The organism is Acidovorax sp. WCS2018Noco2-16 (genome assembly GCF_031843945.1).
Lineage (GTDB): Bacteria > Pseudomonadota > Gammaproteobacteria > Burkholderiales > Burkholderiaceae_C > Paracidovorax.
On sequence record NZ_JAVTJJ010000007.1, the window covers coordinates 110,730 to 124,917 of the forward strand.

General features: G+C 64.5%; 10 protein-coding genes and 1 pseudogene. 7 read left to right on the top strand and 4 right to left on the bottom strand.

Annotation, left to right across the window (positions count from 1 at the left end; translation table 11 throughout):
* Positions 1–53 precede the first annotated feature (53 nt).
* Positions 54–2,159, bottom strand: a complete 2,106-nt coding sequence (locus tag RQI28_RS14655; protein WP_311223401.1) for a sensor histidine kinase — start codon at positions 2,157–2,159, stop codon at positions 54–56.
* 65 nt (positions 2,160–2,224) lie between these two features.
* On the opposite strand from RQI28_RS14655, the gene RQI28_RS14660 reads away from it, so the two are divergent.
* The 3 genes from RQI28_RS14660 to RQI28_RS14670 all read left to right on the top strand — a co-directional run bounded on the left by RQI28_RS14660 (position 2,225) and on the right by RQI28_RS14670 (position 7,763).
* Positions 2,225–2,983, top strand: coding sequence for a response regulator transcription factor (locus tag RQI28_RS14660; protein WP_311223402.1), 759 nt, complete (start codon positions 2,225–2,227; stop codon positions 2,981–2,983).
* 276 nt (positions 2,984–3,259) lie between these two features.
* Positions 3,260–6,805 (top strand): IPTL-CTERM sorting domain-containing protein, encoded by a 3,546-nt coding sequence (locus tag RQI28_RS14665; protein WP_311223403.1) that lies wholly within the window; start codon positions 3,260–3,262, stop codon positions 6,803–6,805.
* Between the two features lie 712 nt (positions 6,806–7,517).
* Positions 7,518–7,763 carry a hypothetical protein gene (locus RQI28_RS14670; protein ID WP_311223404.1) on the top strand — a complete coding sequence of 82 codons (246 nt, stop codon included), beginning with the start codon at positions 7,518–7,520 and terminating at the stop codon, positions 7,761–7,763.
* Between the two features lie 134 nt (positions 7,764–7,897).
* Here the strand turns inward: RQI28_RS14670 and RQI28_RS14675 are convergent, their stop codons facing one another.
* Both RQI28_RS14675 and RQI28_RS14680 read right to left on the bottom strand, forming a co-directional pair.
* Positions 7,898–8,398: a ferritin-like domain-containing protein gene (locus tag RQI28_RS14675; RefSeq protein WP_311223405.1), complete on the bottom strand. Its 501-nt coding sequence runs from the start codon at positions 8,396–8,398 to the stop codon at positions 7,898–7,900.
* Between the two features lie 195 nt (positions 8,399–8,593).
* Positions 8,594–8,848, bottom strand: coding sequence for a hypothetical protein (locus tag RQI28_RS14680; RefSeq protein WP_311223406.1), 255 nt, complete (start codon positions 8,846–8,848; stop codon positions 8,594–8,596).
* A 203-nt stretch (positions 8,849–9,051) separates the two neighbouring features.
* Between RQI28_RS14680 and RQI28_RS14685 the strand changes: the two genes are divergently transcribed.
* The gene (locus RQI28_RS14685) at positions 9,052–10,428 is read left to right on the top strand and encodes a diguanylate cyclase (protein ID WP_311223407.1); all 1,377 of its coding nucleotides are present in this window, start codon (positions 9,052–9,054) and stop codon (positions 10,426–10,428) included.
* A gap of 101 nt (positions 10,429–10,529) precedes the next feature.
* On the opposite strand, the pseudogene RQI28_RS14690 reads toward RQI28_RS14685, so the two are convergent.
* Positions 10,530–10,643 (bottom strand): annotated as a pseudogene (locus RQI28_RS14690) (exodeoxyribonuclease III); the annotation flags it as partial.
* Between the two features lie 339 nt (positions 10,644–10,982).
* Here RQI28_RS14690 and RQI28_RS14695 point away from each other — a divergent pair.
* From RQI28_RS14695 to RQI28_RS14705, 3 genes are all read left to right on the top strand, one after another.
* Positions 10,983–11,672, top strand: coding sequence for a response regulator transcription factor (locus RQI28_RS14695; RefSeq protein WP_311223408.1), 690 nt, complete (start codon positions 10,983–10,985; stop codon positions 11,670–11,672).
* Positions 11,669–13,063: a HAMP domain-containing sensor histidine kinase gene (locus RQI28_RS14700; RefSeq protein ID WP_311223409.1), complete on the top strand. Its 1,395-nt coding sequence runs from the start codon at positions 11,669–11,671 to the stop codon at positions 13,061–13,063. The genes RQI28_RS14695 and RQI28_RS14700 overlap by 4 nt, the downstream gene beginning before the upstream one ends.
* 83 nt (positions 13,064–13,146) lie before the next feature.
* Entirely contained in the window at positions 13,147–14,175 is a 1,029-nt protein-coding gene (locus tag RQI28_RS14705) for an ABC transporter substrate-binding protein (RefSeq protein ID WP_311223410.1), read from the top strand.
* Positions 14,176–14,188 lie beyond the last annotated feature (13 nt).

Sequence of the window (14,188 nt, forward strand, 5' to 3'; positions counted from 1 at the left end):
ACGGAGCAACAGGTCACCGTCTCATTGGGTGACCGAGGGTCGGGATGCGCTGGTCATCGCTCGTCCGGCGCGGGGCCGCCGATGGGCAGAACCAAGCGGAAGGTGGCTCCTTGCGGGCTGTTCTCGGCCAGCACTACGTCGCCGCCGTGGCGCCTGGCGATCTCGCGGGCGAGATGCAATCCCAGTCCCGAGCCGGCGACGGTCGCCACCGTGTCCGAGCGAAAGTACTTCTCAAAGATATGTTGAATGTCTGCTGCAGGGACGCCGGGCCCCCGGTCGGTGACGTCGATCTGGGCCGCGTCGCCGACACCGGTCAGCGTGACCGACACGCTGCTGCCCGGCGGTGAATACTTCAGTGCGTTGTGCATCAGGTTCTGCAGTGCGATCTCGATGAGTGCCCGGTCTGCGACGACCTGCGGCAGGCGTTGCACCGTCAGCTGAAGACGTCCCGTTGCTGCCTGGTTGAACCCTTCGCACAGTTGCTGCAACAGGGCGTGCATATCAAGGGATTGCAGCCGCAACGAGCGCTCATCGAGGTGAAGCCGGTCTGCCAGCAGGATGTTCTCGATGAGCATGGACAAGCGCAGCACTGAACGGCGGATGCGCTCCGTCCTGCGCTGGACGGTCGCCTCCCTGCCGAACCTGGACAGATCCAGCGACTGGGCTGCCGCGTCGATGACTGCCAGCGGGGTGCGGAATTCATGCGACACCATCGAGACGAATTCCTGCTGCTGGTCCGCCATCTTGCGCGTTTCCTCCAGGGATTGCCGAAGGCGCGTCTCCAGCCGGCTGCGCTTGCCGATCTCGTCACGCAAGGCCACATTGGCGCCGGCCAGCTCGGCCGTGCGACGTGCCACGGTGGATTCAAGCGCCTGCTCAGCTTCTATGCGAGCGGACAGTGCGAGCGCGCGCTCCTTCAGCACCTCCCGCTCGGCGCGCCGCGTGCGGTCTGCCACGGCCACGTTCAGCACGATGAGATGGGTCAGGGAGCCCAGCAGGTAAAGGTGCTCAGGCGCGGCCCCCGGCACCGCATCGCCCAGCCACAACTTGACCAGGCTATAGAGGCCGATCAGCGTGCCCACCGAAAAGGCGAGCGCAGGCAGAAGGTATTGCCACAGCCTTCGCACCGCCAGCAAATAAAAAACGAAAGCCGCACCGAAAACGGTCGACATGGTGGTGACCAAGCTGACCCAAGGGCCGATTCGTGTGTGCAGGGGCGTCAGAGCCAGTGCGAACGCCACCAGATTGAACGCAGCGACGGCGGCGAAAAAGTGGGAGGCCGGCGGCCAATGCCTGCGGAACCCGAACATCCGTGCCATGAACAAGGTGGCGACTGTGTTGAAGAGGCAATTGATGGCCAGCACGGCTTGCGCGACACGTTCGGGCCGCGTGTCGAGTATCCATTCCGCGAGATAGCCCAAACGGGCCGTTGCCAGGACGGCGATGGCCACGACATACAGCGCATAGTGTCCGTACAGCGTGTCTCTGAGCCACGACATGAAGATCAGGTTCATGCAGACGGACAGCAGCGCAGCGCCCAGCAAAACGCCGATGGCCGTGTAGTCCCGCTTTTGGAAACGGGCAAACCCCCCGGGCTGCCAGACGTCCATTACTACCCGCAGCGGCACGCCTGCATTGCTGAGCTTCAGGTAGTACTCGCGTGGATCCAGCCCAACATCCATCGGAAAGACGAAGTTGTGGTCGGGGACTGCGCGGCCTCTGAAGGGCTGGCGGTCGCCCAGATGGGTTTCAACGTAGCCGCCGTGGCCGTCGGGCGCATAGAGCGTGGCGTTGTTGATTCGAGGGGGGCGCAGCCGCAACAGCCATCCGGCTGCGGCCTCAGGCGTGCGCTGCAATATGAAACGCACCCACACCGTATCCTGCGTGAAGCCCCTTTCCACGGCACCGGGCAGATGACTGAAGCTGTCCCTGTGCGGGCCATTGGCCACGTCTTCTATTGTCTGGGTACCGGATGGATCGCTGTGCATCCACAGCGCGCCGCCAAGGTCTATCGGCTGCTCCACGCCGTCGCTGGCGCCCAGAACCAGTGCATGCGCAGGGAAAATTGCCATCAGCGCTGTTGCCACAGCTAGCGCAAGAACACGCAGGGCGCGGAAACGGAACCAGGCGAGGGCAACAGATGGCAGGTAAGGCGGCATGGGATGGCCGTGCATGCCAGCCGGCCGAAACAAAGCGTAAAGCGTGCGAATCTACAATTATTGCTATGTCATCGGCAAGCTCTCATTCCGCCTTACGCGTCTACGTTGTTGAGGACGACGACGATCTTCGGGACGAAATGGTCTTCTCGCTGGGCGAGCTGGGCTTTGAGGCGGAAGGTTTTGCTGCGGCGCCTGCGTTCTATCGGGCCTTCGCGTTGGCACCGTGCGACATAGCAGTGGTCGATATCGGGCTGCCGGGAGAGAGCGGGTTGTCGATCGTGGCCCACCTGCGCAGCATCGTCGGGGTGGGGCTCGTGCTGGTCACGGCGCGCGGACAGCTGGAGGACCGCCTGAATGGCTTGCGACAGGGCGCTGACGCTTATATGGTCAAGCCTGTCCACCTGGAAGAGCTCGCTGAGACGCTGAACGCTTTGGGTCGGCGCCTGCACGGTGACCGAGCCGCCAAGATGCCGGTGCAAGCGCTCGCGCCTGCCGCAGCTTCGGTGTCGGCAGCGTCGGTGCAAGACAACCCGGATCTGCATGACTGGCGGCTTCTGCAGGGCGACTGGGTCCTGTGCGATCCCGCAGGGCGGCGCATGAAGCTGACCACCACGGAGCGCACCTTCGTTGCGTGCCTTTTCAAGAGCCGGGGCAGCGCGGTCAGTCGTGACGATCTCATTCGCGCCCTGGGCGGTGACGTCTATGACTTTGATGGCCACCGGATTGACGCCATCGCCAGCCGGGTCCGGCGAAAGGCCGAAAAGCAGGGCATGCAACTGCCGCTGCACGCGGTCCGTGGCACGGGATACGTGCTGGTTCGCTGACGCCACAGCCGCGTTCCAACGCGCGGCCATTGCCGCTCCCGCTTGTGCGCGGGGCTGCCAAACAACTGCCCACCTTCCACGCCCACTCATCGTCTCTGGTGTTCGTCAGGAACGGTCAGGAACGGTGATGAAGCATGGATGAATGTATCGGGCCTTCTCCGCAGACTCGGGGCCGTTGCACGCTACAGGCTCTCATCCCCGATGGAAAATCCATGCTATCTCGCGCGGTTCGACCACGCAGTCATTCCACAAGCTCGTCATAAGAAGTCGTGTTTGATGGCCCCCAGCTGGGCACTTGCGGCGGGATTCGTGCTTCCGCTCATGGGCTTTTCCTCGGCTGCGATGGGTCAAACCGCCGACCTGGTGCTCGCGCAGCACGTGGTCGCCCCCGATCCGGTACCCGCCGGCGGCATCGCAACCATCACGATGACCGTGCAGAACAACGGCACCGGTACTGCAAACAACGTTGTGCTGAGCGACGCGATCCCCAGCGGCTCCACGTTCGTCAGCATGGCTGCAAGTGATGGCGGGACGTGCTCCACCACCGCTCCGTATGCGTGCACATGGGCAACCATTCCCTATCCTGGATCACGCACGGTGACGCTGCGCGTCCGATTGCCCGCTGCGACGGTCTGGACCAATGCGGCCTCGGTGACTGCGAATACCCCAGACTCGAACGGTGGAAATAACGCGCTGACGCGGAACATCACCGTCGTGGCCGCCGCGGACTTGGGGCTCACCGCGACGAGCTCAGCCGGCGCGGGAACCATCGCTGCGGGCACGCCGTACACCTATGCCCTGAACGTTAACAACGCTGGCCCGGACCCGCTGCCAAGTGGTCAGGCGCCGGTCGTCACTTTCAATGTCCCGACCGGGTCTTCGGTCACTGGTGTGCCCACTGGTGCCGGATGGACATGCCAACCTACGACTGCCTACCCCAAAACCGCACCAGCGGGCGGAGCACCAGGCGCAGAAATTACCTGCTCCCGAGCAGATGCGCTGGCTGTGGGAGCAAGCTATCCGCCGATCACAGTTCCTGCTGTGGCCAATGTCACTGGGTCGGTCGACGCGACGTTCGATGTGCGCTCCAACTTCCCTGACGGTGACACTGGCAACAACGCTGCGACGGTACGTGTGGATCTCAGCGCGGGCACCGACATGGGCATCAGCAAGACGGCCAGTCTGGCCGCCGTTGGAGGCGCCACGCGAGCAACCTACACGCTGACTGCGCGGCAATTGGGCGGCGGAGCGCCCACTGGAGTCACGGTGCGCGACACCCTGCCAGCAGGACTTGTGTATGCCTCCCACAATGCGCCGGCCCCCTGGGTTTGCGAGTTCGGGGGCGCACAGGCCGACACCTTGACCTGTGTCTACGACAACGGGGCGGCCTACACAGGAGGGGCTTTCTCCACGCTTCCAGCCATCAGGTTGGTCGCTGACGTCACCGGCATAGGTAACATTCCTAACACAGGAAGCGTCGAGGCGGCGGAACCCGACGCCAACGGCGTGAACAACACCGACACCGTGACGGTGAACAACTCGGCTGACCTGGGAATCACCAAGACGCCGAGCGTGAACCCGGTGGTGCTGGGAGCACCCTACACCTGGACGATCCGCGTCAGCAACTACGGCCCGATGCCGGTGTTGAGTGGGCAGTCCATTCAAGTCGTGGAAAACCTCCCTGACGGAATGGTGGTCGAGAGCGCCGTCAACAATGCGGCCTGGGTTTGCACGGGCGCTTACACCGCTGGCGGTGCTCCGGTTTCGTACCCGACGAATGGAAGCGCGGTCACTCTGTCTTGTTCGCATGCCCGAACGGCGGACCTGGGCTTCAATGCAAACAATGGAACGGCGGCGCCAGCCCTGGTGGTTCCAGTCTCTAATTCGACCGCCGGGACGCTGACGAATGCAGCCTGTCTGGCTCTGAGCGGCCCAGGCCCTGTCGAGGCGGGCACTGGCGGCGGCTTTCGCAACAATTGCGCGTCGAATGGGACGGGCGGGACCGACCCGGCCAATTCTGCAGACATCCAAATCGTCAAGACAGCTTCGCAGACCGCGGTGATCGTGGGCGAGCCGCTGACGTACACCCTGCAGGCCACCAACCTCTCGTCGACGAACACTGCCACGCGAGTGCACGTTTATGACGTCGTGAACAACCTGCTCACGAGCGCTACTGCGCCGGGCCTGGTTTCCATCACCGCGCCTGCCGGTGCGTCCTGCGGCCCCACCGCGCCAGCGAATGTGAATTCCGCCGACGTGGATTGCAATCTGGGAGATTTGCCGCCGAACGAAACCAAGATCGTCACCATCACCATCCGCCCCAACAATGCGAATGCAGCGCCGTTGGACCGAGTCAACACTGCCACTGTGAATTCTCTGGACATCGGCGATCCCGTCCGGAGCAACAACAGTTCTTCGGTCACGACCAGTATCTTGCCGCGCGTTGACGCGACGGTCACCAAGACGGTGAACCCGAATGCCGATGTTCGCGTGGGGCAGCCAATGGTCTACACCGTCACCGCCCGAAATGCTGGGCCATCGACGGCCAACGAGCTGACGATCACAGACGTCATGCCGGCTAACACGGCTTTCATCAGTGTTGGCACCGCCTCCAATAATGGAACGTGCTCATCCATTCCTACGGTAGGTGCCGGCGGCACGCTGATATGCCGTTGGACCAACGTCCCTGCGAATAACAACCGGACGGTGACGTTCATTGTCCGCCCGCTTGCCGCGGCCCTCGGCAACACGATCAACAACGTGGTCGACGTAGCGGTTGGCACCAATGACACGGAGACGGACACCACCAACAACTCTGCCAACGTCAATGCGAGCGTCATTGATTCGCTGGTAGACATCCTGGTTCAAAAGACTGACACCATGGATCCCGTCCCACTCGGCGGCGACACGACGTATCGCATCAATGTCCGTAATGCTGGCCCGTCCTTCGGCACGAATATGGTGTTGGTCGACACCTTCCCGAACGCAGGGAACACGGCACGCTTTAGCTATCAAGGCGATTTGACAGCCACCGTTGCGGGGGCGCCGGTCACTGCCTCGTGTACGGAGCCAGCAACCGGGTCGATGAGCGGCACGCTGCGCTGTACCTTCCCGACGTTGGCGGTGGGTGCTTCGAATGAGGTGGTCATGACCTATCGCATGCGTGCGGAAAGCATCATCACTGCCGGAGACTATTCCGGCACGCAGGGCAACAAGGCGGTCGTATCCGTTGACGAAAACGAGATTCAGTTGACCAACAATGAAGTCAATGAAGACACGACCACAAGCCGTGCGGCCCCCGCTGCTGGCAGTGAGATCGATCTCAGCATCTCGAAAACCGCCTCAGCCGACCGTGCATTGCCCGGCGCAGAGTTCGACTACACCCTGACGGTGAAGAACAACCAGGCAGCTGGCAGTGGCCGCAATGTGGTGGCATCCAACGGCGCTCAGGTGACCGATACGCTTCCAGCGGGTTTGACGTTCGTGTCTGCAGCGGGCTGCTCTTATGCAACTGGCACACGCCAGCTGACCTGTGTGATACCGAGTCTTGCTGCAGGCGCGTCTACCGTGTTCACTCTGCGAGTGAAGGTTGATTCGCCCTACACCGGGGCGGCCAGTGTGAACAACACCGCTTGCGTGGATATGCCCGGCGATCCGGTGAGCGCGAACAACTGCTCGACAGCCCCCAAGACAGTAGGCACGCCGCCTTTTTCTCCCTCCCCGATTCCGACGATGTCGGAGTGGGCGCTGATGGTTCTGTCGATGCTGCTGGGTGCGCTTGCGATCCATCAAGTGGGGTCTAGCGCGCGTCGCCGTCCTTAACGCCCTGCTGGAAGTCGCACACGCCCGCTGCCTTTTCGAAGGCAGCGGCTTTCCTGCGCTCTTCGACAGCGTTTGTCGAGCCGGAAATGCAGAGCGGGGCCCGAAGGCGCTCTGCGGCCCGAAGCAGACCCTGCTGAGGTGGAGACCTCGAGCTTTCCCCTGCTCATGACGAACTTACGCGGTGTGAGGACTGGGTGCTCCACGCTGCCACCAGAAGGCTCCTACCCGGGAGCCAGGCGGTGCCTCAAACGTGCAGTGATGTTCCGCAGGAACGCCAACATCGCTGGAGGAATTGTGTTTCCGCGCGAATTCCGGTACTACCCTGCCAGTAGATGCGCTCTCTTTGAGTGCGCAGCGTGAGGAAACGCAAAAATCCGTTCACCGCTTCATTCGCGTACTCAACCACCCCTCGGCTACTGACTTTTTAGAGGCCCTCGCAGGTCGAAAGTTAGTCAGAACGTCCCAGAAGCCGCAGGGGCGGTGTGGAATGGCCCGTTTCTAACAGCGTCCAGTCCCCCGTCGCAGCGGCTGGTGCTGCTGGCCGGGCGCTCGGTGTCGCGGCTCGTCCGTGTCCGCGCCGCGCAGCCCGACGTGGGCCGGTTGTCCGACATCGGCGAAGCGGGATCCAGAGCAGGCTGGGCGCGCCGGGCACCACGATGCCACCAGGGCGTGCCTGATGCGCGCATCCTTCTTCATTTTTAGGGAGCTCACCATGAACGGTCCTTCTGATTCGCTTGTTCTGCCTGCGGCGCACGGCGCCGGTGGCCTGCCGCACCGAAGCAACGACGATGCACTGTCGTTGGATCGCTCGGTGGCGGGTGAAGAGGATCCGGGCGCATCGCTGGATGAACTGACCCATGTACCGCCCCCCGCGCCCGGCCGTGCGGCGCCGACGCCCTCTTCTGCCTGCGTGAAGGATGCCCCTTCTTCACCCGCTCCCGGCTCGGCTGCCCGCTAGGCCGGCTGACCGTTCGCAGCGGCGCTGCGCAGGTCGGCACATCGGCCCAAGCGGTAGCCGGTCAGAAAAAAAGCGGCAGGGTGAACCTGCCGCTTTTCTGCAGTTATGTGCGATCTCTGCCGCCGCCCGCCGGGTCAGGCGGCTACCGCTTCAGCGTTCGGGTTGATGGCGGATTCGGCCAGCATGGACAGTTTCTTGTCCGTCGCCTTTTCTTCTTCCAGGGTTTCTTCCAGCAACTTGGCGGCTTCGGCGAAGCCCAGGTGCCGCGCGAAGGTCGCCAAGGTGCCATAGCTGGCGATCTCGTAATGCTCGACCTTTTGCGCGCAACCGATCAGCGCAGCGTCGCGCACCACGCCCTTGTCGCCTTCGGAGATGGCGTCCTGGGCTTCTTCGACCAACCCTTCCATGGCGGAGCACTTGATGCGTTTCAGGCGGATCTCGCACAGCTCCACGATGCGGTCGATCCGCTCGATCTGGCCCTGGGTTTCGCCCAGGTGGTTCTCGAAGGCTGCGGACAGCTCTGCGTTCTCGGCAGCGCGGGCCATCTTGGGCAGAGCCCGGGCGAGCTGCTTTTCTGCGCTGTAGACGTCCGACAGGTCATGGATGAACAGATCCTTGAGGGTTTTGACGGTCATGGTGATCCTTCTGGTTGAAAGTTGGAATAAGGGAGAAAGGCCAGCCTAGAAAAGCCGCCGTTCGTCCGTTGTAGGACGTTGCCGCTGGCCAAGCGGAGCGTCCTGAACCCCGCTTCGGCACCGCCCGGCCATGACCCATTCGGCTGGTGGTCAGGGGCGGGTAGGCGCCGCTAGTCAACGTGTGTCGTCAGGCGCCTAGGCCCCGTCCCGCGGGTCTTTTTCGTTCTGCGACCCCGCTTCGGTCTCGGCCTGCGGCACCACCTTGGTGGCCACCACCGCGACCGGATCGCTCGCGGGAAAGGTGTCGCTCACTGCATCGTCGAGCGTGTCTTCTGTCACGGCCTGGACTTCTACCGTGACGTCTTTCGGTGCCGCGCCCTCGGGCTGGGTGCGGGGCGCATCGGGGTGGCTGTCTTGCGTAGGGAAGGGCCAGGGTTCGGGTGGCTGCATGGGGTCGTCCTCCAACAAAGATGAGCGGGCCAGGGCGCACGCGTGCGCGATGCAGTACAGGTTGCGCTGGTGAGCGGCCGCGCGGGTGTAGGAAGAGCACGCGCGGCGTGTGCCGCCGGCAGGGCATCGACGGTGTTGCGGTCTCGCCCTCGCAGCCGGCGGAGCCGGTTGCCAATTCGATCGCGCTTTGCACAAGGCGCGGCATGATGGTGGGTGGAGCGCGCACCGTGCGCGCCACCCACCGCTTCTTTCGCACCGCTGCCATGACCTTCGACGCCGATACCGCATCTGTCTTTCAGGAAGATTCCGTCGCCCACCTCACCGCGCTGATCAACGACAACTCCGACTGGATCTGGGAGGTGGACGCTGCCGGCCGCTATACCTACTGCTCTGCCCGGGTCACGAAACTGCTGGGGCACACGCCGGACGACATGATCGGCCGGACGCCGTTCGACTTCATGCCCCCGGCTGAGGCTGAACGCGTGGCGCAGGTGTTCGGCGCCATCGCCGGCGCGGCGCGGCCCTTCGCAGGGCTGGTAAACCGCAACCTGCACGCGGACGGCCATGTCGTGGTGCTGGAGACGAGCGGCGTGCCGATCTTCGATGCCCACGGCACGTTACGCGGCTATCGCGGTATCGACCGCGACATCTCTGCGGTGGGTGAACGCTACCTGCAGCTCGAATCGGTGTATGCCACGGCGCCCGTGGCTCTGGGAACGGTGGACCGCGAAGGCCGCTTCATGCTCGCCAACCAAGCCATGGCCGGGCTCTTCGGGGAAGACGCCGCGGGGCTGCAGGGCCGGGCGCTGGCCCAGCTGTTTACACAGGGCGGCCAGCGCATGACCCAGGATTTTCTGCTGGCGGAAGCTGGGCACCCACTGCCACACCATGAGTTCGCCTGGGACGGCCGCTGGTTCTTCGCCGAAGCGCGTCCGCTTGCCGACGCAGTGGGGCGGGTGATCGGCCTGTCGGTCGCCTGGACCGACATCACGCGCCGCAAGCACGCCGAACAGCAGCTGACCGCCGCGAATCAGCAACTGGAGCGCTACGCCCAGCAGGACTATCTGACGGGCCTGTACAACCGGCGGTACTTGGACGACCGCCTGGCCCGAGAGATCGCGCGCGCCCTGCGAAACCGCCAGCCGCTGTCCCTCTGCATGGCAGACGTGGACTTCTTCAAACCCTACAACGACACCCAGGGCCACATCGCGGGCGACGAGTGCCTGCGTGCGGTGGCCAGCGCGCTGGCGCAAGGCGCGGTGCGCCCGGGCGACGTGGTGAGCCGCTATGGCGGCGAAGAATTCGTTGTGGTGCTATGCGGCACCGATGCGGAGGGTGCGCTGGTGGTGGCCGAGCGGCTGCGGGCTGCGGTGGCGGCACTGCAGCTGCCCCACGCCGGCAGCCCGTTCTCCCACGTGACCGCCAGTGTCGGCGTGGTGACCTGCCAGCCCGGGCCGCGCACGGCGGGCGGCGAAGCGGCGCCGTGCACCGTGCCCGACCTGCTGCGGGCGGCGGATCAGGCGCTCTATGCCGCCAAGCACCAGGGCCGCAACCGGGTGGCGCAGCAGGTGCTGGCCTGACGGCGTATCGCCGAAAAATTGAGTGAAATATGCCTCTAGCGCTCTACAGATAAGCGCTGGTAGCTATCATTATTGAAGCATCTTGCGATGGCATGTCGTGGTCACAACGCCAGGTCGTACCCCACGGTGATCAGCGCGTGGTCACAGGACTGTGCCGTCTTGTAGATGTGCCTTGTGCGCGCCAGCGCTGCGATGGCCGGTGTCGCCAGGTGGTGCGCTTTCACGAAATGGCCGTCGTGCCGGGCACGGGCGGGCAGGAACCGGGGGAGGCTGGGGTGGGCTTTCCTTCGTCGGAAAGGGCCAAGGTGCACGTGGCGTCATGGTGATAAACCTCCGGAGCAGCGAAGCAGTCGAGTGGAAGCGCAGCAGATGGTCCCGAGCCTGCGCTTGCCGATGGCAGCAGGCTGTAGGAGGACCCACCACGCTGGGTGTGCGAGTGGGGACGGCGCTCAAGGAGCCAGGCAACAGCAGCGCCAATCTTTCAATTGCCTGTCACCCTACCGTGATGTAAGTCCCGGTAGTGGCAGAGGTTCTGCCAGCGCATGATTCGCCCCATGAAATTGTTGCTGGTCGAGGATGACTTTGATCTGTCGGGCGCTTTAAGCCGCAGCCTGGGCGTGCGCGGCTTCGAGGTGCTCGTGTGCTCCGATGGCCTGGAGGCGCTGGCCATCGCGCGCAAGAAGCCGTTCGACGTGATCGCGCTCGACCTCACCTTGCCTCACCTGGACGGGCTGGAGCTGCTGCAGCGCCTGCGCTCCGGCGGCGACACCACGCCGGTGCTGGTGCTCACCGCGCGGGGGACGCTGGGCGAGCGCATTGCCGGGCTCAACCTGGGCGCTGACGACTATCTGGTCAAGCCCTTCGACCTGGAAGAGCTGGCGGCCCGCCTGCATGCGCTCACCCGGCGCATCGGGCGCAACGGAGAGCTGCGCTGCGGGCTGCTGCGGCACGAATCAGGCTCGGGGGTTTTCTACCATTCCGACGTTCCGTTGGATCTGTCGCCGCGCGAAGGCGAATTGCTGCGCACGTTGATGCTGCGCATCGACCGCGTGGTGCCCAAGGAGGACCTGCGCAATGCCGTCTTCGGCGGTGACGACGCCGTGCAGCCCGACGCCATCGAGGTGCTGGTGCACCGCCTGCGCAAGAAGATCGTTGGCACCAAAGCCGAGATCATGACGCTGCGGGGCGTCGGCTACCTGCTGTGCGACGACGCCAGCCAGGCAGCGCAGCGGAGCAGCCGGTGAGCCTGCACGTCCCCTGGCCATGGCGCAGCCGCGCGCGACCCGCGTCGCTGCGCAGCCTGCTGCTGTGGTCGTTGCTGGGATCGCTGTGGGCGCTGGTGCTGGCGGCTGTCGCGTGGCAGGCGCATGCCGCGTACCTGCAGCTGGCGGATGCGCAGGACGCCCGGCTGCGCGATGCGTTGGCCGGACTGGTGCGTGCCATGGAAGGTGCGCCCGATGTGCCGCTGGCCGATCGCGTGGAGCCCATCGATGCGATGCTGGCTGCCTTCCGTATCAGCACCGCCGGCGGCGAGTGGATTGCCGGCGAGCGGGGTTGGAGCGCCTACCCCTGGCGTCGGCAACTGGCGCAGCAAGGGCTCGCCGATTTCTACATCAGCCATGGGCAAGGCGCGCTGCTGCGCTCTGTAGCGGTAATGGTTCAGGCGCCAGGCGGCGCTGTATCGCAAGTGCTGGTGCAGGTGGGCCTGCCGCTGGTGCAGCGGTGGCCCTCGGCAGGCGTCTTGCTCACCGGCGCGTCGGGTGCTCTGCTGGCGGGCGCGGTGCTGCTGTCGTTGGTCATTTGGGTCAGCGTGACCTTGACGCTGCGCTGGGTGCAGCGCTGCGTGGCCACCCTGGTGCAGCCATTGGCCGATGCATCGGAAGACACCGGCCCTGCCGAACTGCGCGAACTCTCGCAACAGGTGCGGGCGCTTTACCGCAGCGAGCACGACTGGGTGGACGAGCAGCGGCGCTTTCTGGCCGAGGCATCGCACCAGCTGCGCACGCCCATGGCGGTGCTGCGCACGCAGCTGCAATCTGCTATCGACGGCACGGTGGCCGCGGCAGAGGTGCTGCCGCAGATGCTGCACACGGTGGACCGTGCCACGGGCTTGGCCAACCAGTTGCTGAGCCTGACCAAGCTGGAGCAGCTCAAGCGCTCGGGCGGGCTCACTCCCACTGACATCCGCGCTGCGGCACGTGATGCGGTGATGGAGCTGTCCCCGCTGATCGCCGCCAAGCGGCTGGATTTTTCGCTCGAGGGCCCGGCCGCATACGCGCCGGCCGACGCCGTGATGCTCGGGGAGCTACTGCGCAACCTGCTGGCCAACGCCATTCACCACACCCCGCACAACGGTCGGCTGGGCATGCTGCTGCGTCACAGAGGTGAGGGCGGCCAAGGCGGTGAAGGGGGCGCCGAGCTGTTGGTATGGGACGAAGGGCCTGGTGTCGATGACACGGTGTTCCCACGCCTCTTTCAGCCGTTCACCGCGACCAAGGGTGGCGTGGGGCTGGGGCTGTCCATCTGCCGCCAGATCGCGGATGCGATGGGCGCCACCATCCAGATCTTCAACCGCATCGATCAGGGCAAGGTCATCGGTGTCGATGCAGTCATCTCCTGGGGTCAAGGCCCGTGAAGCAGGCTACGTTGCCGCGCGCGCCGCCCTACTGCACAGCCTCTTCTCATCCTCATTCGTTCACATCACAAGGAGACATCTCCATGCATGCCATCCGCTCTTGCCTGGCCGCCATCGCACTGGCCAGCCTGGCGACCGCCGCACCCGCCCAGGGCACCGGTCAGGTCAACGTCATCTGCTCGGTGCAGGACGCCTGGTGCTCGATCATCGCGTCCAGCTTTGCGCGCTCGACGGGTATCAAGGTCAACATGGTCAAACGTGGCTCGGGCGAGGCGCTGGCCCAGCTCATTGCCGAACGCACCAACCCCAAGACCGATGTGTGGTTCGGCGGTACGGGCGACCCGCACCTGCAGGCTGCCGAACTCGATCTGACGCAGGAATACCAATCGCCCCACCTGAGCCAGTTGCATGGCTGGGCGCAGGAACAGGCGCGGCAGTCGTCCTATCGCACGGTCGGCGTGTATTCCGGCCCGCTGGGCTTCGCCTTCAACACCGAGTTGCTGGCCAAGAAGAAGCTGGCCGCGCCGCAGTGCTGGAAGGACCTGACCAACCCGGCCTTCAAGGGCGAGCTACAGGTGGCCAACCCAGCCAGCTCGGGCACGGCCTACACCATGATCGCCACGCTGGTGCAGCTGATGGGAGAGGATCAGGCGTACGACTACCTCAAGCAACTGCACAAGAACGTGAGCCAGTACACCCGCTCGGGCACTGGCCCGATCAAGTCGGTGTCACGCGGGGAGGCGGTAGTGTCCATCAGCTTCGTGCAGGATGCACCGGGCGAGCAGATGCAGGGCTTTCCGATCGCCACCCACACGCCCTGCGAAGGCACGGGCGCCGAGGTGGGCTCCATGTCCATCATCAAGGGCTCGCGCAACCTCGAGAACGCCAAGAAGTTCTACGAGTGGGCGCTGACGCCAGCGGCACAGCAGCTGGGCGCGGCCGTCAAGCAGTTCCACCTCCAGTCGAACAAGGCCACACCGCTGGACAGCAACACGCCTGATTTCCAGAAGATCAAGTTCATCAATTACGACTACGCCAAGTACGGCAAGACGGCCGAGCGCAAGCGCCTGATCGAGCGCTGGGAGCGTGAAGTGAACTCCCTGCCGCGATAAGTCGGAGCACGTT